The 23,488-nt window shown below is 73.4% G+C and carries 25 protein-coding genes; 14 read left to right on the forward strand and 11 right to left on the reverse strand.

Annotated elements, in window-relative coordinates:
* The 5 genes from ACLBYE_RS20095 to ACLBYE_RS20115 all read left to right on the forward strand — a co-directional run.
* Window positions 1-222: hypothetical protein (locus tag ACLBYE_RS20095; RefSeq protein ID WP_447695506.1), on the forward strand; the 222-nt coding region annotated here is incomplete at its 5' end.
* A 10-nt stretch (window positions 223-232) separates the two neighbouring features.
* Window positions 233-541: an RNA-binding S4 domain-containing protein gene (locus ACLBYE_RS20100; RefSeq protein WP_447695507.1), complete on the forward strand. Its 309-nt coding sequence runs from the start codon at window positions 233-235 to the stop codon at window positions 539-541.
* Window positions 542-758: 217 nt separating this feature from the next.
* Window positions 759-1,097, forward strand: a complete 339-nt coding sequence (fdxA, locus tag ACLBYE_RS20105) for a ferredoxin FdxA (protein WP_447695508.1) — start codon at window positions 759-761, stop codon at window positions 1,095-1,097.
* A gap of 503 nt (window positions 1,098-1,600) precedes the next feature.
* A complete protein-coding gene (locus ACLBYE_RS20110; protein ID WP_012320643.1) occupies window positions 1,601-2,206 on the forward strand; it encodes a CarD family transcriptional regulator in 606 nt (201 codons plus the stop codon).
* Window positions 2,207-2,520: 314 nt separating this feature from the next.
* A complete protein-coding gene (locus tag ACLBYE_RS20115; protein ID WP_012320644.1) occupies window positions 2,521-3,396 on the forward strand; it encodes an RNA polymerase factor sigma-32 in 876 nt (291 codons plus the stop codon).
* Between the two features lie 213 nt (window positions 3,397-3,609).
* On the opposite strand, the gene ACLBYE_RS20120 is transcribed toward ACLBYE_RS20115, so the two are convergent.
* The 3 genes from ACLBYE_RS20120 to ACLBYE_RS20130 all read right to left on the reverse strand — a co-directional run bounded on the left by ACLBYE_RS20120 (window position 3,610) and on the right by ACLBYE_RS20130 (window position 5,936).
* Window positions 3,610-4,842 (reverse strand): MFS transporter, encoded by a 1,233-nt coding sequence (locus ACLBYE_RS20120; protein ID WP_447695509.1) that lies wholly within the window; start codon window positions 4,840-4,842, stop codon window positions 3,610-3,612.
* Window positions 4,843-4,956: 114 nt separating this feature from the next.
* On the reverse strand, window positions 4,957-5,349 hold the full coding sequence (locus tag ACLBYE_RS20125; RefSeq protein WP_447695510.1) for a tautomerase family protein: 393 nt from the start codon (window positions 5,347-5,349) through the stop codon (window positions 4,957-4,959).
* A gap of 26 nt (window positions 5,350-5,375) precedes the next feature.
* A complete protein-coding gene (locus tag ACLBYE_RS20130) occupies window positions 5,376-5,936 on the reverse strand; it encodes a DUF4865 family protein (protein ID WP_447695511.1) in 561 nt (186 codons plus the stop codon).
* A gap of 87 nt (window positions 5,937-6,023) precedes the next feature.
* On the opposite strand from ACLBYE_RS20130, the gene ACLBYE_RS20135 reads away from it, so the two are divergent.
* Window positions 6,024-6,902: a LysR family transcriptional regulator gene (locus ACLBYE_RS20135; RefSeq protein WP_447695512.1), complete on the forward strand. Its 879-nt coding sequence runs from the start codon at window positions 6,024-6,026 to the stop codon at window positions 6,900-6,902.
* Window positions 6,903-6,925: 23 nt separating this feature from the next.
* Here ACLBYE_RS20135 and secB read toward each other — a convergent pair whose 3' ends face one another.
* Window positions 6,926-7,426, reverse strand: a complete 501-nt coding sequence (gene secB / locus ACLBYE_RS20140) for a protein-export chaperone SecB (RefSeq protein WP_026604852.1) — start codon at window positions 7,424-7,426, stop codon at window positions 6,926-6,928.
* A gap of 346 nt (window positions 7,427-7,772) precedes the next feature.
* Here secB and ACLBYE_RS20145 point away from each other — a divergent pair, with 346 nt between their 5' ends.
* From ACLBYE_RS20145 to mltG, 5 genes are all read left to right on the forward strand, one after another.
* Window positions 7,773-8,486, forward strand: coding sequence for a Tim44/TimA family putative adaptor protein (locus tag ACLBYE_RS20145; protein ID WP_020092701.1), 714 nt, complete (start codon window positions 7,773-7,775; stop codon window positions 8,484-8,486).
* A 38-nt stretch (window positions 8,487-8,524) separates the two neighbouring features.
* Window positions 8,525-9,703 (forward strand): murein transglycosylase A, encoded by a 1,179-nt coding sequence (gene mltA / locus ACLBYE_RS20150; protein ID WP_447695525.1) that lies wholly within the window; start codon window positions 8,525-8,527, stop codon window positions 9,701-9,703.
* On the forward strand, window positions 9,700-10,332 hold the full coding sequence (locus tag ACLBYE_RS20155; RefSeq protein WP_447695513.1) for a Smr/MutS family protein: 633 nt from the start codon (window positions 9,700-9,702) through the stop codon (window positions 10,330-10,332). The genes mltA and ACLBYE_RS20155 overlap by 4 nt, the downstream gene beginning before the upstream one ends.
* 122 nt (window positions 10,333-10,454) lie before the next feature.
* Window positions 10,455-11,345, forward strand: coding sequence for a bifunctional DNA-formamidopyrimidine glycosylase/DNA-(apurinic or apyrimidinic site) lyase (gene mutM / locus ACLBYE_RS20160; protein ID WP_447695514.1), 891 nt, complete (start codon window positions 10,455-10,457; stop codon window positions 11,343-11,345).
* Window positions 11,346-11,495: 150 nt separating this feature from the next.
* The gene (gene mltG, locus ACLBYE_RS20165) at window positions 11,496-12,911 is read left to right on the forward strand and encodes an endolytic transglycosylase MltG (RefSeq protein WP_447695515.1); all 1,416 of its coding nucleotides are present in this window, start codon (window positions 11,496-11,498) and stop codon (window positions 12,909-12,911) included.
* 49 nt (window positions 12,912-12,960) lie between these two features.
* On the opposite strand, the gene ACLBYE_RS20170 is transcribed toward mltG, so the two are convergent.
* Window positions 12,961-13,482 carry a PAS domain-containing protein gene (locus ACLBYE_RS20170; RefSeq protein ID WP_447695516.1) on the reverse strand — a complete coding sequence of 174 codons (522 nt, stop codon included), beginning with the start codon at window positions 13,480-13,482 and terminating at the stop codon, window positions 12,961-12,963.
* 467 nt (window positions 13,483-13,949) lie between these two features.
* On the opposite strand from ACLBYE_RS20170, the gene ACLBYE_RS20175 reads away from it, so the two are divergent.
* Together ACLBYE_RS20175 and gmk are read left to right on the forward strand one after the other, a co-directional pair.
* Complete coding sequence (locus tag ACLBYE_RS20175; RefSeq protein ID WP_447695526.1) at window positions 13,950-14,807, forward strand: YicC/YloC family endoribonuclease; 858 nt, start codon at window positions 13,950-13,952, stop codon at window positions 14,805-14,807.
* Between the two features lie 76 nt (window positions 14,808-14,883).
* Window positions 14,884-15,546 carry a guanylate kinase gene (gmk, locus tag ACLBYE_RS20180; RefSeq protein WP_447695517.1) on the forward strand — a complete coding sequence of 221 codons (663 nt, stop codon included), beginning with the start codon at window positions 14,884-14,886 and terminating at the stop codon, window positions 15,544-15,546.
* A 109-nt stretch (window positions 15,547-15,655) separates the two neighbouring features.
* Here gmk and ACLBYE_RS20185 read toward each other — a convergent pair whose 3' ends face one another.
* Window positions 15,656-16,102, reverse strand: coding sequence for a DMT family transporter (locus ACLBYE_RS20185; RefSeq protein ID WP_447695518.1), 447 nt, complete (start codon window positions 16,100-16,102; stop codon window positions 15,656-15,658).
* Between the two features lie 100 nt (window positions 16,103-16,202).
* On the opposite strand from ACLBYE_RS20185, the gene ACLBYE_RS20190 reads away from it, so the two are divergent.
* The gene (locus ACLBYE_RS20190) at window positions 16,203-17,096 is read left to right on the forward strand and encodes a LysR family transcriptional regulator (protein ID WP_447695519.1); all 894 of its coding nucleotides are present in this window, start codon (window positions 16,203-16,205) and stop codon (window positions 17,094-17,096) included.
* Window positions 17,097-17,101: 5 nt separating this feature from the next.
* Here the strand turns inward: ACLBYE_RS20190 and ACLBYE_RS20195 are convergent, their stop codons facing one another.
* The 5 genes from ACLBYE_RS20195 to rbfA all read right to left on the reverse strand — a co-directional run bounded on the left by ACLBYE_RS20195 (window position 17,102) and on the right by rbfA (window position 23,414).
* Complete coding sequence (locus ACLBYE_RS20195) at window positions 17,102-17,695, reverse strand: biliverdin-producing heme oxygenase (RefSeq protein WP_447695520.1); 594 nt, start codon at window positions 17,693-17,695, stop codon at window positions 17,102-17,104.
* Window positions 17,692-20,304: a histidine kinase dimerization/phosphoacceptor domain -containing protein gene (locus tag ACLBYE_RS20200; protein ID WP_447695521.1), complete on the reverse strand. Its 2,613-nt coding sequence runs from the start codon at window positions 20,302-20,304 to the stop codon at window positions 17,692-17,694. The genes ACLBYE_RS20195 and ACLBYE_RS20200 overlap by 4 nt, the downstream gene beginning before the upstream one ends.
* A gap of 84 nt (window positions 20,305-20,388) precedes the next feature.
* Window positions 20,389-21,774 carry a dihydrolipoyl dehydrogenase gene (locus ACLBYE_RS20205; RefSeq protein WP_447695522.1) on the reverse strand — a complete coding sequence of 462 codons (1,386 nt, stop codon included), beginning with the start codon at window positions 21,772-21,774 and terminating at the stop codon, window positions 20,389-20,391.
* A gap of 128 nt (window positions 21,775-21,902) precedes the next feature.
* Window positions 21,903-22,919 carry a tRNA pseudouridine(55) synthase TruB gene (gene truB, locus ACLBYE_RS20210; protein ID WP_447695523.1) on the reverse strand — a complete coding sequence of 339 codons (1,017 nt, stop codon included), beginning with the start codon at window positions 22,917-22,919 and terminating at the stop codon, window positions 21,903-21,905.
* Window positions 22,920-22,985: 66 nt separating this feature from the next.
* On the reverse strand, window positions 22,986-23,414 hold the full coding sequence (rbfA, locus tag ACLBYE_RS20215) for a 30S ribosome-binding factor RbfA (protein WP_447695524.1): 429 nt from the start codon (window positions 23,412-23,414) through the stop codon (window positions 22,986-22,988).
* Between the last annotated feature and the right edge of the window lie 74 nt (window positions 23,415-23,488).

The raw sequence follows: 23,488 nt of genomic DNA on the forward strand, positions 1-23,488 counted from the left end.
GGCCCGCGCCCCGGCCGGGACCGCGGCCCGCGCCGCGACCGCTTCGAGGGCGGCCGTCCGGAACGCCGCGACGACCAGCGCGGCGCCGAGCAGCGCCATTCCGGCCCGCGGCCGGACCAGCGGCCGCCGCGGCGCGAGCGGGCGCCCGATCCGGACTCGCCCTTCGCCAAGCTCGCGGCCCTGAAGGCGCAGCTCGAGGCCGGCGACGGCGGGAAGCGCTGACCCGCGGCGGATGCGCGAGGACCGGCAGCGCCTCGACAAGTGGCTGTGGTTCGCGCGCTTCGCGCGGACCCGGTCGCTCGCGGCGCGGCTGGCCTCAGACGGCTTCGTGCGGGTGAACGGCAGCCGGGCCGAGAACCCCGCGAAGGCCATCGGCATCGGTGACGTGGTCACGGTGGCGGCCCCGCACGCGACCCTGGCCGTGCGGGTCCTCGGTCTCGGCCTGCGCCGCGGCCCGGCGCCGGAGGCGCGGCTGCTCTACGACGACCTGTCCGGTGGTACCCTGTCGGTCGAGGACGGGCCGGACGAGCCGTCCGAGTGATGAGGGCGCGCCACAGCGACCGCGCGAGCGACCCGGCGCGAACCCTTGCGGCGACCGCACGCTTGTCAGTCCGGGAGGCAGCGTCTAGAGCCGTGGGCCTCCGGGATCCGTCCCCGTGTCGGGTCTCACCGGCGTTCCCCTCGCAGCACCCTCCGGGCGCGCGGGCCGTCTCCAGGCTCCGCCCGGGCCAAGTCGAGTTTTAGGACGAAGACATCCGATGACCTACGTCGTCACCGACAATTGCATCAAGTGCAAGTACACGGACTGCGTCGAGGTCTGTCCGGTGGACTGCTTCTACGAAGGCGAGAACATGCTCGTCATCCATCCGGACGAGTGCATCGATTGCGGCGTCTGCGAGCCGGAATGCCCGGCCGAGGCGATCAAGCCCGACACCGAGTCGAATCTCGACACGTGGCTGAAGCTGAACGCGGACTACGCCAAGTCCTGGCCGAACATCACGCAGAAGAAGGAAGCCCCGGCCGACGCCAAGGATTGGGACGGCAAGACCGGGAAGCTCGAGGCGCATTTCTCGCCCAACCCCGGCTCGGGCGACTGACCCCGGGCCGGCCCCGCGGGGTCTGACACCGGCCCGCGGCCAGCTTCCCAGAATGCGGGGAGAGAGGCCGGGCCGGTGCCGCGGCTGAACCCCGCGGCGGGGCTGCGTCATACGAAGGCCTGATACGCGGCCAGGTCATTCCTGTCCCGCCGCACCAGTGTAAAACTCTTTGGCGCCGCGCTCGGTCCGCGCGTGCGTCTTCAGGGATGCTTTGATCTGCGCGCCGGATTGTGGTAGACAATCCGCCTGCCGTCGCTCGCGCCTGACGTGCTCCCTCCGGCTGAAACGCCTTCGCTTTTCGTGGGTTAGGAGTATTACGCGCCCGACCGCTGGAGGAGACTTCGGCGGACGGGCTAGGCGTTCGCACGGCCGCGCCGGGGAACGCCCGGATTCGTGCGCTCCGCGCCGGGTCCGGGAGCGGCGAGGCAGACCGGGTGTCCCGCCCGGAAGAACACGGTTTCGCGCGGCGCCGAACGCTGCGCGCCAGTGGAGGCCCTTCTCGCATGACCACAGCCAAGAAGACGACGACCGCAGGCCGGCAGGGTTTCAAGACCGGCGAGGCTGTCGTGTATCCGGCCCACGGCGTCGGTCGCATCACCGCGATCGAGGAGCAGGAGATCGCCGGCTACAAGCTTGAGCTGTTCGTCGTATCGTTCGAGAAGGACAAGATGGTCCTGCGCGTCCCGACCGCGAAGGCCAACAGCGTGGGCATGCGCAAGCTGGCCGAGCCGGAGCTGGTCAAGAAGGCGCTCGACCTGCTGACTGGCCGCGCCCGGATCAAGCGCACCATGTGGTCGCGCCGCGCGCAGGAATACGAGGCCAAGATCAACTCGGGCGACCTGCTCGCCGTGACCGAGGTCGTGCGCGACCTCTTCCGGTCCGAGGCCCAGCCGGAGCAGTCCTACTCCGAGCGCCAGCTCTACGAGGCCGCCCTGGATCGGATCGTGCGCGAGATCTCGTCGGTGAACCGCATCACCGAGACCGAGGCCCTGAAGCTGATCGAGCAGAGCCTCGCCAAGTCGCCCCGCCGGGCGAAGAGCGAGGCGGAGCCCGAGGCCGAGGCCGACGGTGACAGCGAGGGCGACGACATCCAGGAGGAGGCCGCCTGAGGCGCGCTTCCCTCCGCGGACGACATCGAACCCGGCCCCTAAGGCCGGGTTTTTTGTGCCTGGACCGGTCCGGCCCCGCGCGCCGGCGCGGTCGTTTTGGGACAGCCGGGCTGGACGGCGCGCGGTCGGATCCCATCTGATCGGGACGGAACACGATTTCGTGGCCGCCCGGTTGTCGCATTGTGGGGCATCGGGACGGAACTTTCGCGTTTTGCCTTCCGTTGTCGGTTGCCTGGCGTCGCCTCCCGGTGGCGCCTGCGCGTCGGCCTATTGGTTCGACGCCGCAACAGCACTCGACAACAAGAGGCAGGCGGATGGCTGAGATCGCGGGAATTCGACGGCAGTTCATACGGACTGCCATGGAGGCACCCTTCCTGGCCCGGGAAGAAGAGCGCGGCCTCGCCGTCCGCTGGAAGGACGAGCGTGACGAGCGGGCCCTCCACCGACTGATCTCCGCCCATATGCGCCTCGTCATCGCCCTGGCGGGGCGTTTTCGTCACTACGGCCTGCCCATGGCTGATCTCGTCCAGGAAGGGCATGTCGGCCTGATGGAGGCCGCGGCCCGGTTCGAGCCCGAGCGGGACGTCCGCTTCTCGACCTACGCGACGTGGTGGATCCGCGCGTCGATCCAGGATTACATCCTGCGCAACTGGTCGATCGTGCGCGGCGGCACGTCCTCCGCGCAGAAGGCCCTGTTCTTCAACCTGCGGCGGCTGCGCGCCCGGCTGATGCAATCCACCGAGGAGCATGTCGGCGACGAGATCCACCGCCGCATCGCCAGCGCCATCGGCGTGTCGCGGGACGACGTCGCTCTGATGGACGCCCGCCTGTCCGGTCCCGACATGTCGCTCAACGCCCCGGTGGGCGAGGACAGCGACGCCTCCTCGGAGCGGATGGACTTCCTCGTCGACGGCGCCGACCTGCCGGACGAGACCGTGAGCGCCACGGTCGACGGCGAGCGTCGCTTGAGCTGGCTCCAGCAGGCCCTGACCGTGCTGTCGGAGCGCGAGCTGCGCATCCTGCGCGAGCGCCGCCTCGCCGAGGATCAGGCGACCCTGGAAGCCCTGGGCCAGAGGCTCGGCATCTCCAAGGAGCGCGTCCGCCAGATCGAGAACCGGGCCCTGGAGAAGCTGCGCCGCGCCCTGGCCGACCGCTTCCCCGCCGCCACCGGCAGCCCGCATATCGGCTGAGCGCCACGGCCCGACACCGACGCGAAACCCGGCCCCGAGGCCGGGTTTTCGCGTTTCAGAGGGCCCCGCGTCCGGCACCCGCCGTCGCCGCGCGGCGATCCGGGATGGGGGGCGGCAGTCGGCGCGGCGTCGTCCGGTGGCTCCGCAGCGCGCGGAGGCGCGCCCGATCGGGCGCGATGACGGTTCGACGCGGGGCGCGGTCGCGCGGCCGGTTCAGGCTCCCTGAGCGGCGGTGCTGCGCCGCTCCCGCCGGCGGGAGCGCCGGCCGGGCTCGGGCGTCGCGTCGAGCCAGATCACCAGCGCGAGGGCGATGAGCGCCGGCAGGCCGAGGGCCAGGAAGGCGCCGGTCCAGCCGAACATCCCGTAGGACAAGCCGCCGTACCAGCCCGACAGAGCGCCGCCGACGCCCTGGACGGCGTTGACGCTGCCGATGGCCGTCTGGGTCCGGCCGGATCCCCAGGTCAGGTCGGCGACGATGACCGGCACCGCCACCCCGACGATGCCAGAGGCGACGCCGTCCAGCACCTCGGCGGCGATCAGCCAGACCGGATCGTCGATGAGGCCGGACAGGAGCGCCCGCACCGGCAGGACCGCGAAGGCGACCATCAGCAGCTGGCGGCGGCCGCGCTTGTCGGCGAGCGATCCGGCGAACAGCGCCACCGGGACCATCACCAGCTGGGCCACCATGACGTAGCGGGCCGTCCAGGTCGTGGCGTCGGCCGCGGTCGCGACCAGCTTCTGGCCGAGCAGCGAGAGCATGCCGCCGTTCCCGAGATTGAACAGGGTCAGCGCCACGGTCAGCACCAGCAGGCGACGATTTCCCAGGACCTGGCGGAGGCCGCTGCGCTCCGGCTCGTCCGACTCGTCCTCCTTCCAGCCGACGGCGCGGCGGCGGCTCCACGCCTTGGCCGGCATCGTCGCCGTCGCGGCGATCGCCGCCAGCGCCATGCCACCGAGGACCCAGAAGGCGATCGCCGGGCCGAAATAGCCGGTGCCGAGGCTGATGGCGCCCGCCGCGATCAGGATGCCGATGTGATTGAAGGCCTGGTTGCGCCCCTGCTGCGCGGGGAACCGGTCCTTCCCGACGATACCCAGGGTCAGCGCGGCGACGGCCGGCAGCAGCAGGGTGCCTCCGGCCGCCGCGAGGAGCTGCGCGCACAGCACCGCCGGGAAGCTGCGGGCCGGCAGGAGCAGCAGCGTTCCCACCAGGATCGCCCCGCAGGCCAGCGCGATCAGCAGGCGCGGGCGCGGGAACCGGTCGACCAGGGCACCGAACGGTCCGCTCAGGAACAGCGTGCCGATGCCGACCAGCGTGATGACGAACCCGACCCGCGCGGGGCTCCACGAGGCCGATTCTGCCAGCCAGGTCCCGAGAAAGGGTCCGAGGCCGCCCTGGATGTCCCCGATGAACAGGTTGATCAGGGCGAGGTTTGCGGTGGGGGCCATGCGATCCTGGAGCCGTTTCGGGCCCCGGACCTGTACTCCCCCCCCGGAACGGTCAAGCCCGGATCGCCGCCATCATCGCCGCACCGCTCCCGCGGCCGACTCGCCGCACCGGCCTCACGGCTCCGCCGGACCGTACTGCATCAGCCCCTCCCCGAACGACCAGTTCTCCGGGTTGACCTCGACGAGGTTGATGAAGACGTCCCCCGGCGCCACGCCGGGATCGCGGGCGAGGTTGCGGGTCACTGCGGCGTAGAGGGCGCGCTTCTGCGCGGTGCCGCGCGTCGCGTTGGCGGTGATCTGGACGATCACGAGGCGGTCGCTGCGCCGGATCCCGAGATAGTCGGGACCGTAGACGAAGTCCGACGCGTCGTGCTGGTGCACCAGGGCGAACAGGTCGCCCTCCGGCACCGCGAAGGTCTCGCGCATGGCGTCGTAGACACCCGCGACGAGAGCGGCCCGGTAGGTCTCGGTCGTCCCGGCACGCAGGGAGATGCGGGTCAGAGGCATGGTCTGGCTCCTCGATCGGTCGGAGATCAGCGGCCGCGCGCCGCGGCGAGGCCGGGCGCGGCGAGATGGGCGATCGCGGTTCCGGACAGTCCGGAGTCCGCCTCGGCGCGGAGGGTGAAGCGGGTGAGGCGCCATCCGCCGGGATCGAGCCCGGCCACTGTGGCGAGGACGTCGCGCCCGGCCGCGATGTCGCGCCCGCGCCCCCGCTCGTCGTCGCGCAGGGCGGCGAGATCCTCCGCCGGCCCGACGAGACGCGTCTCCTCCGAGAGGGCGCCCGCCGCGTCCCCCGGCCCGAACGCGGCGGCGACCGCCAGCCACGTCTCGATGCGCGGCCGGCCGAAGCTCGCGATCACGGCGCCGAACCCGGCCCCGGCCAGGAACTCGGCGGCGGCGCCGGCATCCTGCCAGAGATAGAGAGAGCTGTAGGCGTTGGCGGCGGCCCCGCGCGCCCGGTCCTCGACCGTGAAGGCCTTGAAGACGAGGCCGGGCACCGCGTCCCAGGCCGGCGCACGGGCGGCGACGCGCGCGCGGATCCTGTCCATGGCGTAGTCGGCCGGCAGACGATGCCGGTAACGGGTGATCAGCATGGGGCACTCCCGAAGAGGCCCGCAGGCTTGCACGCCGCCTCGATAACGGCGACATATCGGCGCCGATATCTACGATAAGAGTGCGTTATGGTCGTCGACCGTCCCCTCGACCTCGAAGGCGTCCTGGCCTTCGTGCGCGTGGTCGATCTCGGCAGCTTCACCCGGGCCGCCGAGGCGCTCGCCACCTCGCAGGCGGCGATCAGCCTGCGGCTGAAGCGGCTCGAGGACCGGCTCGGCACGCGCCTCCTGGACCGGACCCCGCGGCACGTGGACCTGACGCGCCAGGGCGCCCTGTTCCTGCCGGCCGCTCGGCGCCTCCTGGACGCCCATGACAGCGCCGTGGCCGACGCGGCAACGGCGCAGCCCGCCCGGCTCAGCCTCGGGATCAGCGACCACGTCGCCGGCCCCGACCTGCCGGTGCTGCTGCGGCGCCTGGGCCTGGATCGGGCCGGGCTGATCACGGAGGTGCGGATCGTCCCGTCGCGCGACCTCGCGGCCGCGTTCGGATCCTCCGGCGAGGGCGGCTACGACGCGGTGATCTTCCGGACGGAGGACGAGGCCGGCCACGGCGGCGCGGTCCTGGCGGAGGAGCGGCTGGGCTGGTTCGCCGCACCGGATTTCCCGGCGCCCCGGCCGGGCGAGACGCTGCGGCTGGCGGGACTCGCGGGCCCCTGCACGGTCCGGGGCGCGGCGATGCGGGCTCTCGACGCGGCCGGGCTCCCCTGGACCGAGGTCTTCGTCGGCGGCGGCGTGCTGGCGGTGGGGGCGGCCGTGATGGCGGGGCTGGCGGTGGCGGCCCTGGCGCCTAGTACGGCACCGGCCGGCGCCGTTGAGGTCGGCAGCCGGTTCGGGCTGCCCGAACTGCCGCGCACCTTCGTGGTCCTGCGCGCCCGCCGCCTGGCCGGGCGCCCCGCCGAGGCGCTGCGCGCGCTGGCGGCGGCCTATCGCGGTCCCGGCGGCCGCTGATTGGCCGCCGGCTCGTCCGGTCCTCAGGAGGCGAGCGGGCCCTGGGCGCCCTGCTGCTCCATCACCTTCTGCCGGTAGAGGCCGACAAAATCGATCGGGTCGATGTACAGGGGCGGGAAGCCGCCGTTGCGCACCGCCTCGGCCACGATCTGGCGGGCGAAGGGGAAGAGCAGGCGCGGGCACTCGATCATCACCGCCGGATGGATCTGGTCGGCCGGGATGTTGAGGAGCCGGAAGACACCGGCATAGGTCACCTCGAAGGCGAACAGCACCTCGTTCTGGATCTTGGCGTCGCCCTCGAGCTTCAGCTCGACCTCGAAATCGGTCTCGGAGAGCTGCTGCGCGTTGACGTTCACCTGGATGTTGATCTGCGGCCCCTGGCCCTCCTTGGGCTGGAGCGAGCGCGGTGCGTTCGGATTCTCGAAGGAGAGGTCCTTCGTGTACTGCGCCAGGGCGTTGATGGTCGGCGCATCGCCCTGCGGCATGCCGCCGCCGTTGCCGTTCGCTGCCGGAGAGTCGGCCATGCGGATCATCCTTCTCGATCGACCGGCAGGGCCGGCGCGGGTTGTTGTCGCGGCGGGAGCGGCTGGATCACGCCGCGGAACTGCCCAAACGGCAGGGCCGCTAACACGCGGGCCGGGCCTGGACAAGCGAGCGGGCGCGGCGCTGGCGCCGGCAGCCCCCAAGACCCATATCGACCGGATCGCAATTGACGCGTGGGTTCGATCAACCGGCCGACACAACCGGCTCGCTCCCGACGCGTTGGTCGGATATGAGTCGGCCAGACCTCTGCGCGCTTAGCCGGCGCCGCACCGCGCGCGACCTGAGCAAGGGGCACAGGGTCTCGCCGCGGCCACCATCGGATCGGTGATGCAGGACAGTTTCGACGTTACGACGATCATCTTCCTCGCGCTGGCCGTCTTCGTGATCTGGCGTCTGCGCTCGGTGCTCGGTCAGAAGACGGGGGCCGAACGCTCGCCGTTCAAGCCGGTCGACCGCAGTCGGACAGAGCCCCAGGCGCGCTCCGACGGCGACAACGTCGTGCGCCTGCCCGGCGCTGACCGGGTCCAGGCCGCGCCGCAGCCCGCCGCCGCCCCGCGGGACTGGCGCGGGATCGCCGAGCCGGGATCCGAGGTCGCGCGCGGCCTGGAGGCCTGCATCCAGGCGGAGCCCAGCTTCGACCCCCGCGCCTTCATCGAGGGCGCCAAGTCGGCCTACGAAGCCATCATGATCGCCTTCGCCAAGGGTGACCGGAAGACCCTGCGCGGCCTCCTCTCGAAAGAGGTCGGCGAGGCGTTCGAGCGGGCGATCGCCGAGCGCGAGCGCAACCGGCAGACGCTCGAGACCACCTTCGTGTCGATCGACAAGGCCGAGATCGTCGCCGTCGAGGTGCGCAACCGCGTGGCCCACGTCACCGTGCGCTTCCTGTCGAACCTGATCACCGCCACCCGCGACGCCGACGGCAAGGTGGTGGACGGCAGCGCCGAGACGGTGGTCGAGGTGCCGGATGTCTGGACCTTCGCCCGCACGCTCGGCTCGCGGGACCCGAACTGGCAGCTCGTGGCCACCGAGGCCGGCGCCTGAGTCCGTGACCGGCGTTCCGTGACGATCTTGCCGTGCCGATGTCCCGCGCCCGGTCCGGAGCAGTCCCGGCCGCCCTCCTCGCGTCCCTCCTGAGTCAAGCCGTGTCCGCCGCGCCGACGGCGGTCGGCGGCGCGGTGCTGACCTCCGTGGCCGCGGCGGACCTGCCAGGCTTCCCCGGCGCGGGGGCGGAGGCGGCGCTCGACGCCTTCCGCCGCGTCTGCGCGGCCCCGCCGCCCGCCCTGCCCCAGCCCGACGGCGTCGCGGGAGATCCGGCCGCCCTCGCGGAGGCCTGCGCGGCCGCCGCCGGCCCCGTGCCCGACGCCGCCGCCTTCTTCCGCGAGCGGTTCGAGGCGTTCCGCGTCGCGCGGCCCGGCGCGGACCGGCCCGGCTTCCTGACCGGCTATTTCGAGCCGGAACTCACCGGCTCGCTGGAGCCCGGCCCGGATTTCCCGACGCCGGTCCTGGCCCGCCCCGACGACCTGATCTCCCTCGGCCCCGGCGAGACCCGCCCGGGGCTCGACCCGGGCCTGCGCGCCGCCCGCGCCACCGCGGACGGCTTCGCCCCCTATCCCGACCGCGCGGCGATCGACGACGGCGCCCTCGGCGCGCGGGCGAAGCCGATCCTGTGGCTGCGCGACGCGGTCGACCTGCTGGTCCTGCAGGTCCAGGGCTCCGGGCGCGTCCGGCTGCCGGACGGGCGCGCGGTGCGGGTGCTCTACGACGGCCGCAACGGCCGCCCCTACACGGCGGTGGCCAAGCTGATCGTCCAGGAGGGCCACCTGCCCCTGGAGGGCCTGACGCTTGCCCGCTGGACCGGCTGGCTGCGCGCCCATCCCGAGACCGCCAAGCGCCTGATCCGCGCCAACGCCTCCTACATCTTCTTCCGCCTCGCTCCGGTCGCGGATCCGGCCCTCGGGCCGCCGGGCGCCGCGAACGCCCCGCTCAGCCCGGGCCGCAGCCTGGCGGTGGATTCGACCCTCTGGCGCTACGGCCTGCCGTTCTGGCTCGCCGGCCCCCTCCCCGGCGCGACGCCAGGCGAGGCCGGGCGCCTCGTCATCGCCGCCGATACCGGCTCGGCGATCGTCGGCCCCGCCCGCGGCGACCTCTTCGTCGGCACCGGTGCGGAGGCCGGCGTGGCCGCCGGCAACCTCCGCGACGCGATCGGCTTCGTGGTCCTGCTGCCGCGCCGCGCGGCGGTGCCCGGAGCCGCGCCGTGAGGACCCCGCGCCGCGGGCGCCGCCTTACCGCGGGAGAGACCCGCCTCTGGGACGCGATCGCCAAGCTGGTCACGCCACTGCCGGGCCGCGTCGGCCCGGTGCCCGAGACGCCTCCGCCGCCGGGCCCGACCGCCACCATGCCGGCCCTCTCGGCGCCGATCCTGAAGCCCAGCGCGCCGCCGGCCGCCAAGAGGCCGCGGGCGAAGCACCCGCCGAAGCCGGCTCCGGAGCCGGCGCGCCCGGCCACCGCCGCTCCCTACCAGGCGCCGCCCCAGCGGCACGCGCCGAGTGCCGGGCTGGAGCGGAACGCCAAGCTCGGCCTGCGCCGGGGGCGACTCGCGATCGAGGCGCGGATCGACCTGCACGGGATGGTGCAGGCCGAGGCCCACGCCGCGCTGACGGGCTTCCTGCTCCGCGCCCGGGCCGCCGGGCATTCCTACGTGCTGGTCGTCACCGGCAAGGGCGGCCCGGGCCACGCGGACGCCTTCTCCGAGCGGGGCGTCCTCCGCCGCAGCGTGCCGCACTGGCTGCGGGGGCCGGATCTGCGCGGCATCGTCCTCGGGTTCGAGGAGGCCGCCCGCCACCACGGCGGCGGCGGCGCCCTCTACGTGCGCCTGCGGCGGCGGTAGGGCGGGTCCGCGCCCGGGACGCGCGGCAACCCGTCCGGATCCGCGCGGTTGCGGCGAGGTCCGATACCGATGATATCCGGGGCGGCGCACGGGGCGCCGCGGACGCAGAAGTCGCGAGAGAGATGCCGGAGCTTCCCGAGGTCGAGACCGTGCGGCGGGGATTGGCGCCCGCCCTGGTCGGCGCGCGGTTCAGCCGCGTCACCCTGCGCCGGCCCAACCTGCGCTTCCCGTTCCCCGAGCGCTTCGCCGCCCGCCTCGAGGGGCGGACCGTCACGGGCCTCGCGCGCCGGGCGAAGTACCTCACCGCCGCCCTCGACTCGGGCGAGACGCTTGTCATGCATCTCGGCATGAGCGGGCGGTTCGACGTAGCCCTGCCCGACGGCAGCAACCTGTCGCCGGGAGACTTCTACCTCGAGGGCGCCCAGGGCACGCCCCGGCACGACCACGTGGTCATGGCGATGAGCACCGGCGCCACGGTGACCTACAACGACGCCCGCCGCTTCGGCTTCATGGATCTCGTCCCGAGCGCGGATCTCGCGGCCTGCCGCCACTTCGCCCGGATGGGCGTGGAGCCCCTCGACGGGCTGACCGGGGCGGTGATCGCGCAGCTCTTCCGCCACAAGATCGCGCCGCTGAAGGCCGCCCTGCTCGACCAGCGCCTGATCGCGGGCCTCGGCAACATCTACGTGTGCGAGGCGCTGCACCGGGCGCGCCTGCATCCGGAGGCGCCGGCCGGGAGCCTCGCCCGGCCGGACGGGCGCCCGACGCCCAAGGCCAACGCCCTGGCCAAGGCGATCGTGCAGGTCCTCGAGGAGGCCGTGAAGGCCGGCGGCTCGACCCTGCGCGACTACGCCCACACGGACGGCAGCGCGGGCGCGTTCCAGCACGCCTTCCGGGTCTACGACCGGGTCGGCCTGCCCTGCAGCCGGCCGGGATGCGCCGGCGCGATCACCCGCATCGTGCAGGCGAACCGCTCGACCTTCTACTGCGCCACCTGCCAGCCCCCGGGCTGAGCGCGCCGATCGGCGCCTATCGCGCCGCGGAACGGCAATTTCGCCACAAACCCGACTAGGGTTACGGCCCTCGACGTGCGCACCCGGTTGCGGGCAGCCGATCCCGGCCCGCGACGCGTGACGGGTCGCGCGGGCCCAGACAGGATCCCGATGTTCTTCCGCCGCTCAAAGACGCCCGCGCCCGAGACCGCCGCGCAGGATCCGACGGACGAGCCCGCCCTGCCGCAGCGGCTGTCGCCGCGCTCGCCCGGCGAGGCGATCAAGCCGACCGTCGCGCCCCCGCCGCCGGAGAAGCCCGAGCGCGAGCGGAGCGGCCTCGTGGGCCTGATCAGCGGCGCCCTGACCTTCGCGGTCGTCATCGCCATCGCGGCGATGATCGGGATCACGCTGTTCCAGCGGCAGGTGCGCGAGCCGGGCCCGCTCGCGGCCGACAAGGTCGTGGTCATCCCGACCCACAGCGGAACGTCCGAGATCGCCGAGACCCTAAAGCGCGAGGGCGTGATCGACCATACCGGCCTGTTCGAGTTCGCCGCCCGCTTCGGCGGCCGGTCGGCGCTGCGGGCGGGCGAGTACGTCTTCAAGGCGCACGCGAGCATCTCCGACGCGCTCGACACGATCGCCACGGGCCGGCAGGTCCAGCACGCCATCACCTTCCCGGAGGGCCTGACCTCCGAGCAGATCGTCAACCGCCTCAACGACAACGACGTGCTCGCCGGCGAGATCAACGAGATCCCCCCGGAAGGCTCGCTCCTGCCGGACACCTACAAGTTCGAGCGCGGCGCCACCCGGCAGCAGATCGTCAACCTGATGAAGGCCAAGCAGCGCGAGGTCCTGAACCAGATCTGGCTGCGGCGCAGCGCCGACGTGCCGGTGCGGACCCCGGCCGAGATGGTGACCCTCGCCTCCATCGTCGAGAAGGAGACCGGCCGCGCCGACGAGCGGCCCCGGGTGGCCGGCGTCTTCATCAACCGCCTCAACAAGCGGATGAAGCTGCAATCCGACCCCACGATCGTCTACGGGCTCGTGGGCGGGCGCGGCACCCTCGGCCGCGGGATCCTGCGCTCCGAGATCGACCGGCCGACCCCCTACAACACCTACGTGATCGAGGGCCTGCCGCCGGGGCCGATCGCCAATCCCGGCCGCGCCGCCCTGGAGGCGGTGGCCAACCCGTCCCGGACCAAGGATCTGTACTTCGTCGCGGACGGCACCGGCGGCCACGCCTTCGCCGATTCCCTCGAGGCGCACCAGCGCAACGTCGCCCGCTGGCGGGCGGTGGAGAAGAGCCGCCAGGCGCCGCCGGACGCCGTCGACAAGGTCGAGCCGAGCCCGGACTCGACGACGCCGGGCCGCGCCTCGGCCTACGCGCCGGGCGGCGCCCCCGCGGGCAACGGGATCAACACCAACGCGGCCTTCGCCCTGGATACCGGCACCCCGGGCACGCGCGCCTTCGACGCCTCCGAGGGCACCCGCCTCGATCCCCTCAAGAACCGCAGCTACGATCTGGGCTCGCCCAAGACGGTCCCGATCCTGAGCGAGCCGGCACCGGCGCCGCGCGGCCGCCGCTAGGCAGCCGCGCCGGTCCGCGCCGCCGGCTTCGGCGCCGTCGGGGCCGCCCTCAATGCGCCCGCGGGTTTCGCGGGCGCCGCGGCGCCTCTGGCGGCTCGCCCGACAGCGAGGCCGCGATCTGCCGTCCCAGCTCGTAGAGCAGCGCTTCGAGCAGCGGCTGCACCCGCGTCGCCTCCCCGGGCCCGAGATCGCCGACCAGCTCCCACAGGCGCATCGCGTAATCGGCCATCCGCTCGACGGCGGTCCCCGGCTCGGTCGGAGCCCCGAGAAAACCGACCGGCGGCTCGTACGGGCCGTCGACCCGGCTGTCGGTGATGTCGATCACGATGCCCCGACCGTAGATGTGCCCGTCCGCGCGGCGCTCGAACCGGCCCCGCGCCAGAACCCAGCGCACGACGCCCGGCGCGGGCACGATGCGGTGCTCCCAGGCGAAGAGACCGCCCTCCTCGCGGACGCGACGGCGCTCGCTCTGGTCCCGGGCGAGGTCCTCCGGGTGGAAGAGCGCGGAGAGCTGCTCCCAGGTGATGCCGTCCGCCGCCTCGGCCTCGGTCAGGCCGAAGATCCGCGCCATCGTCGCGTCCCCGCGCACGCATCCCGTGTGCGGCGCATCCTCCCAGATGCCGACGCCCAGCGCGGACATCCCGAACGGCGTGAGCGCGGTCCTCCCCAATACTGATCGCGGCATGCGCCATCCGAGTTCATGTGCAGACGAGCGGGATTTCGAGCACACCTTCACTGCGGAATGCAACGTCGGCCGCGCGACACGAAAGTGAAAACGTGACCACCGCGACCGCGCGGGCGATGGCGGAGGGGGCCCGCGTCGCGGGTGGGCGGCCCTACCGGTCCCAACAGCGTGCCGGGTGCCGCTCGACTGCACGGCGCCGCCCGAGATGGCCGGGCGCGCGGCGCGTCCGACGCGCGCCCGACGCGCCTCGCGACGCGGCGACGGCGGCGACCGGCCTCTTCCCACCGGAGAGATCCGTGCTACAGGCCCCGATCTTCACGGGGACGGGGGTCGGCGTGGCCCAGATCGCGAGCATGACCGGTTTCGCCCGGACGGCGGGCAGTGCCGGACCGGTGCACTGGGCCTGGGAGGTCCGCAGCGTCAACGGGCGCGGCCTCGACGTGCGCACCCGCGTGCCGGCCGGCTATGACGGGCTCGGCGAGACCGCGCGCACCGCCCTGCAGAAGACACTCACCCGCGGGCAGTGCCAGCTGACGCTGACCCTCACCAAGCCGGAGACGACCGCGCGGGTGCGGATCAACGAGACCCTCCTGGCGAGCCTCGCCCAGGCGGTGGCCCGGGTGCCGGTCCCCGAGGGTGTGGCCCCCGCCACGATGGACGGGCTGCTCGGCGTGCGCGGCGTGATCGAGGTCGAGGACGAGGCGGCCGACACCGACACCCTCGCCCGGGATCTGGCCGCGGGCGTGGTCCAGCTGGTCGCGGATCTCGTCGAGGCCCGCCGCGCCGAGGGGCGCCAGCTCGAGCAGGTCGTCACCGCCCAGGTCGACCGGATCGCCGCGCTGACCCAGGCCGCCGAGGAGAATCCGGCGCGCCAGCCCGAGGCCGTGCGGGCGCGCCTGGAGGCGGCCGTCGCGGCCCTCGGCGGCAGCGGGCTCGACCCGGACCGCCTGCACCAGGAGGCGATGCTGCTCGCCGGCAAGGCGGACGTGCGTGAGGAGCTGGACCGGCTCCGCGCCCACGTGGCGAGCGCCCGGGAGCTGCTGGCGGCCGGCGGCGCGATCGGCCGGCGGCTGGACTTCCTGGCCCAGGAATTCAGCCGCGAGGCCAACACCCTGTGTGCCAAGGCCAACGACATCAGCCTGTCGCGGATCGGACTCGACCTGAAGGCCGTGGTCGAGCAGTTCCGCGAGCAGGTCCAGAACATCGAATGATGCCGGGCACGATGCTGGGCACGGGGTCGGATCGGGACGTGGGGATGCGGATGCGAAACGTCGGGGAGCCACGCGCATGACCGAGCCGGCCGGGAGCGTCTCCGACTCGATCGCGCGGCGCGGGTTGATCCTGATCCTCTCCTCGCCCTCGGGCGCGGGGAAGACCACCCTGACGCGGGCGATCGCGCAGGATCCGAGCTGGGCGCTCGACCTGTCGATCTCGGTGACCACGCGGGGGCGGCGGGCCTCCGAGATCGACGGGCGGCACTACCACTTCATCGACCGCGAGGCGTTCGACGACCTGCGCGAGCGCGACGACCTGCTCGAATGGGCCGAGGTTCACGGCAATTTCTACGGCACGCCCCGGCGGCCGGTGGAGAAGGTGCTGGGCTCCGGCCGGGACATGATCTTCGACATCGACTACCAGGGCACGCGGCAGGTGCGCTCCAAGCTCGCCCAGGACGTGGTGACGGTCTTCATCCTGCCGCCCAGCATGGCGGAGCTGCGCCAGCGCCTGGAGCGCCGGGCGGAGGATTCCGCCGAGACGATCGAGAAGCGCCTCGCCAACGCCCGGACCGAGATCCAGCGCTGGGTCGAGTACGACTACGTCATCGTCAACGACGACCTGCAGAACGCCTTCCGGGCCCTCCAGGGGATCCTGGCGGCCGAGCGTCTCCGGCGGGCGCGCCGCACCGGACTCGCCCCCTTCGTCGAGGGCCTGCTGGCCGAGACGCCGTGATCCGGCCCTGGAGCGCTCTCCGCCGAAGTGGATACCGGTCCGGCGCAAGAGAGCGTGTCAAGACAAAGGCTTGGAGCCGTGCCCGATTGCAGCGCGATCGCGCACGGCTCTAGCGGCGGATCAGCACGACGCCGCCGATCAGGAGCGCGATCCCCAGGAGGCGCGGCAGGTCGACGGGCCGCTGCGCGAGGCCGAGCAGGCCGGCGTGGTCGAACAGCACCGAGGCGACCATCTGGCCCGTGACGAGGAGAGCGAAGAAGGTCGCGGCGCCGAGCTTCGGGACCAGCAGGATCGCGAGGCCGATGAACACCGCGCCGAACAGGCCGCCGCTCCAGGTCCACCACGGGATGCGCTCCGCCACGCCGGCCGTCGGCACCGGGTCGCGCAAGGCGGCGGCGAGGAGCGCCATGCAGGCGAGCCCGACCGCGTAGCTGGCGACGCCGGCCCAGGACGCGGAGTCGAGGCCCGCGCGGAGATTCGCGTTCAGGATCTGCTGCAGGACGAGGCCGGCGCCCGCCAGCACGGCGAGCAGGGCGGAGAGCGCGAAGGCGAGCATTGCGGGACGGGCCTCGGGGTCGGGACGGCGGGCGGCATTGACAACCGTCCCGGCCGATGCCGTCAAATGCCGCGCTGACCCGCGTCCATGCAGTTTCGGCATGATGAACCCCGCACATCTCGACCTCTTCCGCGCCGTGATGCGCCACGGCGGCATGACGCGGGCCGCAGAGGTCCTGGGCATCGGGCAGCCCCATATCAGCCGCGCCATCGCGCAGCTGGAGGCGGCCCTCGGCTTCGCGCTGTTCGTGCGCGGGCACGGCAACGCGTTCCCGACCCCGGAGGGCGAGGCCTTCGCCCAGGAGGTCGCGCAGACCTACGCGGGCCTCGATCACCTGCAGCAGGTCGCGCGCCGGATCCGCGAGCGCGGCACCGGCGGATTGCGCGTCGCCTGCCAGCCCTCCCTGGCCGCCGGATTGCTGCCGCGCGCCATTCGCCGCCTCGACGCGGAATACCCGGATCTGCGCATCTCGGTCCACGTCCCCAGCCCCGACACGATCTGGTCGTGGACCGCCTCGGGCCAGTGTGACCTCGGCCTCGCCCGGCCGCGCTCCGGCCATGCCGGGGTGAGCGCCGAGCCGTTCCTGCGGGTCGCGGCCGTGTGCGCGCTGCCCCGCGGGCACGCCCTGGCCCGCCGGCGCGTCGTCACGGCGGCGGATCTCGCCGGGGTGCCGCTGATCGCGGCCGGGTCGAGCCCCGTGCAGGCGGCCACCGAGGCGGCCTTCGCGAGCGCCGGCGCGACGCCGCGCTTCGCCCTGATGGCCGAGTACACGGCGGCCCGCTGCGGGCTCGTCGCCGAGGGACTCGGTGCCGCCATCGTCGATCCGGTCCCGGCACGGGCGCTCGGCGGGCTGCCCATCGTGCTGCGGCCGTTCCGGCCCGAGATTCCCATCGAGACGCTGCTGCTCCGGCCGGCGGGCCGGCCACCGGGGCGCCTCGTCGAGCGGCTGATGCTCCATCTGGCGGCGGAGCGCGACGCCCTCGGCGCCGCCTGAGCGGCTCAGGCGGCGGCCGGCAGCTCCGGGACCGGGCAGAGCCACGCGCGCATCGCCGCGAAGGTCGACACGGCCGCGCCGGTGAGTGCGGCCTCCGCGGCCGGGTCGTCGCCGAACGCGTCCAGGCGCGTGCGGAAGGCGGCCCACATCGCCCCCGCGGCGGGGCCGTGCGCCCGGTAATAGGCGAGTCCCGCGTCGGAGAAGCCGTGCAGGCCGGCGATGTGGCGGCCGATCAGCTGCCCGCCGAGGGTCGATCCCTCCAGCACGTAGAGCGCGCCCGTGGCGGCGGCCGGCCCGCGGAAAACCGGGACGGCCGGTCTCGGGAGCGCCGCGACCGCGCCGGGCTGGAGGCCGAGATGGACGAGGTCGGCCGCGAGGAGCGCGAGCCGGCGGCGCGGCGCCAGGAACGGCTCGTCGGCGAGCCCGGACCCGATGGCCGATTCCCAGACCGCGTGGAAGCCGTAGAGGCGTCCCAGCAGCTCCCGGTAGCCGCCGAGCGTCGCCACCCGCGCCTGCCAGTCGAGGGACGCCTCCAGCGCCCGGTGGGCCGGATCGGTCGCGGCGCGCAGCCGCGCGTGCAGGCCGTCGCGGGATCTCACGCGGTGATCGTGAAGCAGGCGCCGGGAGTGTTGGCGACGGTGAGCTTGGCGTTGATCTGGTCGAGCATCGCCCGGATCAGCTTCATGCCCAGGCCGGAGCCCTTGCTCCGCGCTTTGGCGTCCGCCCAGTCGTCGGGCAGGCCGGCGCCGTCGTCGCACACGCGCAGCTGGACCTCGCCGGGGCCGGAGGCCGAGACACTGACCTCGACGCGGCCGCCGCCGGCCGGGTTCGCCGCGTACTTGAAGGCGTTGGTGACGAGCTCCGTGGCGATCAGCGAGAGCGCCACCGCCTTGCGGTAGGGCACCATCAGGCCGGGCTCCGCCGACATGTCGACCGCGTGCCCGTCGCCGGCCAGCCCCGCGAGGTCGTTGCACAGGCTCTCGATGGTCTGGCCGAGATCGACCTCGTCGAACCGATCCGCCTGGTACAGGCTGTCGTGCACCCGCGCGACGCTCATCACCCGCGCGGAGGTGTCGGCGAAGGCCTGCCGGGCCTCGCCGTCGGCGATCTGGCGCCGCTGCATCTGCAGGAAGGCCGAGACGATCTGCAGGGAGTTCTTGACCCGGTGGTCGATCTCGCGCGTGAGCAGGTCCTTCTGCTCGAGCAGGCGCTCCTTCTCGGCGAGCAGGCTGGTGAGCTCGTCGATCTTGCGCCGCTGGCGCAGCACCACGCCCTCGACCGCCTCGGCCAGGGAGCCGGCGAGCTGGACCTGCCACTCCGCGAACGGCGCGGCGAATCCGGTGCGCTCCTCGACCCAGCGCTCGAACGAGCGGCGGGGCAGCACCGCCACGGGACCGCTCCCGGCGAGGACGGGCTTGCGCGGGTCGCCGCCCCACGTGACCGTGCTGGGCACCTCGGGCCGGAACCACACCAGCAGGTTCTCGCGCGAATCGTCCACGAAGGCCGCGAGCAGGCCGCTGGCGATCTCGCGATGCGGCCCGGCCTCCGGAAAGTCGGCGCCGAAGCTGTCGCTGCTGTAGACGACCTCGCCCTCCGGCACGCGCGCCCGCAGCCAGCCGGCGATCGCCGCCACCGTCTCGGACGGCGGGGTCCGGCCGATCAGCGTGACCCGCTCGCCCGAGACGATGCCGGCGCCGGTGGCGCTGAACAGGTCGAGCAGCGTCGTCGTCCCGGCCGTCAGGGCGGCCACGAAGTCGTCGGATCGCGTCAGGCCGCGCACGAGGCGCCCCTCGACGTCGAGATGCGCCTGCCGCTCGGCCCAGAGCCGGCGCGACTCGATCTCCTGCACCCGCATGGCGAAGGCGTCGGTGAGCACCGTGGCGGCCGCGCGTGTCTCCGGCGTGACGTAGTGCGGGCGGCGGTGGTGGCCGATCATCAGGCCCCACAGCCGTCCCTCGACCATGATCGAGATCGACATGGACCCGTTCACGCCGAGGTTGCGCTGGTACTCCAGGTGGATCGGCGAGAGCGTGCGGTGCTGGGCGAAGGTCAGGTCGATCGGGCCGTTGCCGGCGCCGGGTGCCGAGACCAGCCCGACCGGGACGCTGTCGCGGTCGATGACGAAGCGGCTCTTGGCCTTGGTGTAGAGGGCCCGGGCCTGGGCGGGAATGTCGGAGGCGGGGAACCGCAGGCCCAGCAGGCTGCGCGACCAGCCCGGCACCTTGTCCTCGGCCACGGCCTCGCCGTTCCAGTCCGCGTCGAAGCGGTAGACCAGCACCGCCTCGAAGCCGGTCAGGGCCCGGATCTCGAGGGCCGCGATCCGAGCGGCCTCGGCCAGGGTCCCGGCCTCGCGCAGGCGACCGACGGCCAGCTCGGTATCGACCTGGCTCGCCGTGGCGAAATCGTCGGCCGAGTCCGGCTCCAGCTCCATCTCGACGATGACGCGGCCGGCATGGGCGTGGGCGACGGCGTGATAGGCGCCGCGGTCCGGGAAGGTCAGGGTCCGGCGCATCGAGGCGCCGTCCTCGAGGGTCCCGCTCGCCAGCCGCGCGCGGATCGCCGCGACGAACTCCGCCGGCAGCACGTCCGCCAGGGGCCGGCCCGCCAGAGGCGGCTCGATCGGGTCGATGATCTCGCCGACATTGGCCGAGTAGGCCGCGACCAGGAGGGTTCCGGCATCGGCCGCGAGCATGACGGCGTTGGGCTGGATCGAGCCCGGGATGTGGATCGGCTCGCGCTCGCAGAGACTGGCATCCACCGGCTCGGCGCGCACCCGCCGGCCGATCGCCGCCATCACGGCCTCGCGCGACAGGTCGGCGCCCAGGCTCTCGACGGGATCGATGGTCAGCCACGTCACCGGGCGCGTGCCGCCGATCTGGCCGTGACGCATGTGGATCCGGGCCCTGAGCGGCTGCGGCAGCCGGCCGAACACGTAGTCGAAGGTCTCGTCCAGGGCGCCGCGGCGCGCGCCCGCCAGGAACCGGCCGCGGAAGCTCGGCACGTTGGTGCCCGGCATCACGTCGCGGAAATAGTCGCGCCCGAGGACGGCCTCGCGCGACAGCCCGGAGATCGCGCTCGCGCCCTCGCTGAAGGCCACGACGGTGCCGGCCGCATCGAGCCCGATCACGCCCTGGTCCAGGCGGTCGAGCGCGTCCGGCGCGATGACGTCGAGATCGACGTCCGTATCGGGGGCCTGGCTGGGCGGCATCAGGAACGAAACCGGCGCATTCAGACCGGTATGGCGACCGGAATGGTCGAACGCAATGCTGGTGTTTTCGGCAAGATCAAAGCCTCAGCTTCTCTGTATGATCTTAGACATTAGACTGATAAGCCCTTCTTCAACCGTAGGATGGTACACCGGTCGATCATGCACGGCCTGGGCCGTCTGCTTGTCGGCGACGGCGTAAGTGAGCAGGTGCGCGAGGTGCTCCACGGCCGGCCCGAGCATCTCGCCCCCGAGCAGTTGCCCGGACCGGTCCGCCCAGATCCGCATGCCGCCGCGGTTCAGCCCCTCCACGCGGGCGCGCCCCTGGTCGGAGAAATCCAGGGCGCCGACGACCCGTCGATCGTCCTCCGGGTCGTAGGGCGCGCCGATCACCGCCGCCTGGGGATGGGTGAAGACCATCGCGAGGCTCGTCCACGGCTCCGACGCCGCGACCGGGCGGCCCGCCACGAGGGCGGCCGCGTTGGTGCCCGCGATCTTGCCCTGGCGGCTCGCCTCGTGCAGGACCGGTCGCCAGCCGTCGACGTCGCCGGCGATCAGGATCGGTGCCCCGGCGCAGACGAGGCTGCGCCGGTCGAAATCCGGCACGCCCGTCTCGCCGATGCGAAGGCCGGTCGCCTCCAGCCCGAGGGGCTCCAGGTTCGGAGAACGGCCGGTGGCGGCCAGCACCCGTGCCGCCCGCGTGACCTGGTCGCGACCGTGGCGGTCGACCCAGCGGAGACGCACGCCGTCTTTGTCCGCAACGGCGTCCCGAACCTCGGCGCCGAGGTGAAGATCCATCTCCGAACCGAAGATCGCGGCGGCCTGCCGGGCGAGATCGGGCTCGGTCAGGCCGGCGACGGTGTCACCCGCGTCGATGACCGTGACGGCGACGCCGAGCCGGGCCATGGCCTGGGCGATCTCGATCCCGACGGCACCGGCCCCGAGAACGGCCAGCGAGGCCGGCAGATCGGGGATCTCGAAGAGCGTGTCGGTGGTGAGGACGTCCGCCCCGAGGCCCCGCAGGGGCTCCGGGACGATCGGGCTCGAGCCCGTGGCGATGACCGCGGCCCGGAAGCGGATCCGGATCGCGTCGTCGATCAGCAGGGTGCGATCGCTCTCGAACCGCGCCGTGCCGCCGAGGCGCTCGTCTTCGGGGAGATCGTCGAGACCTTCGAGGACGCCGCCGACGAACCGGTCGCGCTCCGCGCGGAGGCGCCGCAGCACGGCGGGCCCGTCCACCGCGACGTCCGGAACCCGGATGCCGAACAGGTCGGCGGTGCGGGCCGCGTGGGCGGCGGCGCCCGCAGCGATCAGGAGCTTCGAGGGCATGCAGCCGACCCGCGCGCAGGTCGTCCCGCCGGGCCCGCGCTCGATCAGGACCGACCGCGCGCCCGCCGCCGTCGCGGCGCGATGCGCCGCGATTCCGGCGGTCCCGGCACCGATCACCGCCACGTCGTAATCGAGTTCGCGCATCAGCATCCCGGACCGTCCGCCGGGGCCAAAGCGTCACGGCTCAGGTTCGTTCCGCCTGCGCGCTCTCGTCTCAGCCCGGCCTGGACCGGCCGGGGCCCCGCGCGCTCCGGCGGCGCGGAGCCGGCATGTCAGGCGCTGCGGCCAGGGGCCGTGCCGCCGAGGTGGAACACCCGGTGTGGGACCAGCTCGCCGCGCTCCACGTCGCCCACGGCGACCAGGATCCCGGCGCAGGTCGCGAAGGCCTTGCCCTCCACCGGGGCGTCGCGGCCCCGCAGGATGACCGACTGCCCCCGCATCAGGCGCAGGCCCAGATCGCGCGACACCGCGACCTCCGGGATGGCGTCGAGGGCCGTCTCCACCGGTCGCAGGTAGGCGAGGGCCGCCTCGGGGCTGCCGTCGGTCAGGGCCGAGACTGGGCAGGCCTCGGCTTCCGAGAAGGGTCCGACGCGGGTCCGGCGCAGGGCGGCCACGTGGCCGTAGCAGCCGAGCATCCGGCCGAGATCGCGGGCCAGGGCCCGCACGTAGGTGCCCTTGCCGCACTCGGCCTCGATCACGGTGCGCTCGCCGTCGTGCTCGACGACCGCGAGCCGGTCGATCTGCACCGGCCGGGCGACCAGCTCCACGGTCTCGCCCTCGCGGGCGAGGTCGTAGGCGCGCTCGCCCTGGATCTTGATGGCCGAGTAGCGCGGCGGCACCTGCTCGATCGCGCCCACGAAGGCCGGCAGCGCCGCCTCGACCGCCGCCCGGTCCGGGCGGGCGTCGCTCGTCGCGACGGGACGCCCCTCGGCATCGTCGGTGTCGGTCTCGATGCCCCACTGGACGGTGAACCGGTAGGCCTTGCGGCCGTCCATCACGAACGGGACGGTCTTGGTCGCCTCGCCGAGGGCGATCGGCAGGATGCCGGAGGCCAGCGGGTCGAGGGTGCCGGCGTGACCGGCCTTCTTGGCGTTGAAGGCGCGCTTCACCACGGCGACCGCGTGGGTCGAGGTCATGCCGACATGCTTGTCGAGGATCACCCAGCCCGACACGTCCCGGCGCTTCGGCCGGTCCGGACGCGGCCCGCGCTGCGGACGGCGCCCCTCCGGCCCGCGGCGCTCAGCGCTCGGCGGGGGAGTCTGGCGCTCGGCCGGCGGAAAATCTTCCATGGAAACCGTCATGTCCGCGTGTCCCCCGGGGTCGATGCCCCGTCCCTTTCTGCTTGGTATCGGGACTCAATGCCCCGTCCCGGTCTCCGGTTCGTCGTCCTCGGGCCCGGACTCGAGGTCGCGCTGGACCCGCTCGTCCCGCAGCAGCCGGTCGATGCGCGCGGCCTCGTCGAAGGTCTCGTCCCGCCGGAACCGCAGTTCCGGCGCGTATTTCAGGTTCACCCGCCGGGCCACCTCCTGGCGCAGCACCTTCCGGTGGCGCTCCAGGGCAGCGATCACCGGCGCCTCGTCGAGGCCGCCGAGCGGCATCACGTAGGCCGTGGCGAGCTTCAGGTCCGGCGACATCCGCACCTCCGGCACGGTCACGACATGCGTGCCGAGCACCGGATCCTGGATATCGCCGCGCTGGAGCACCTCGGCCAGCGCGTGGCGCACGAGTTCGGCCACGCGCTGCTGGCGCTGCGACGGGCCGGTGGAGGTCGGTTTCTGGGCCATTCTGTCTCGGGCCGGCCCGCCGGAGCGGACGGCGCACGTCCTGAAAAAAGAAAAGACGGCCGCGGCAGGTGCCG

The sequence above is a fragment of the Methylobacterium sp. A52T genome, assembly GCF_053346095.1.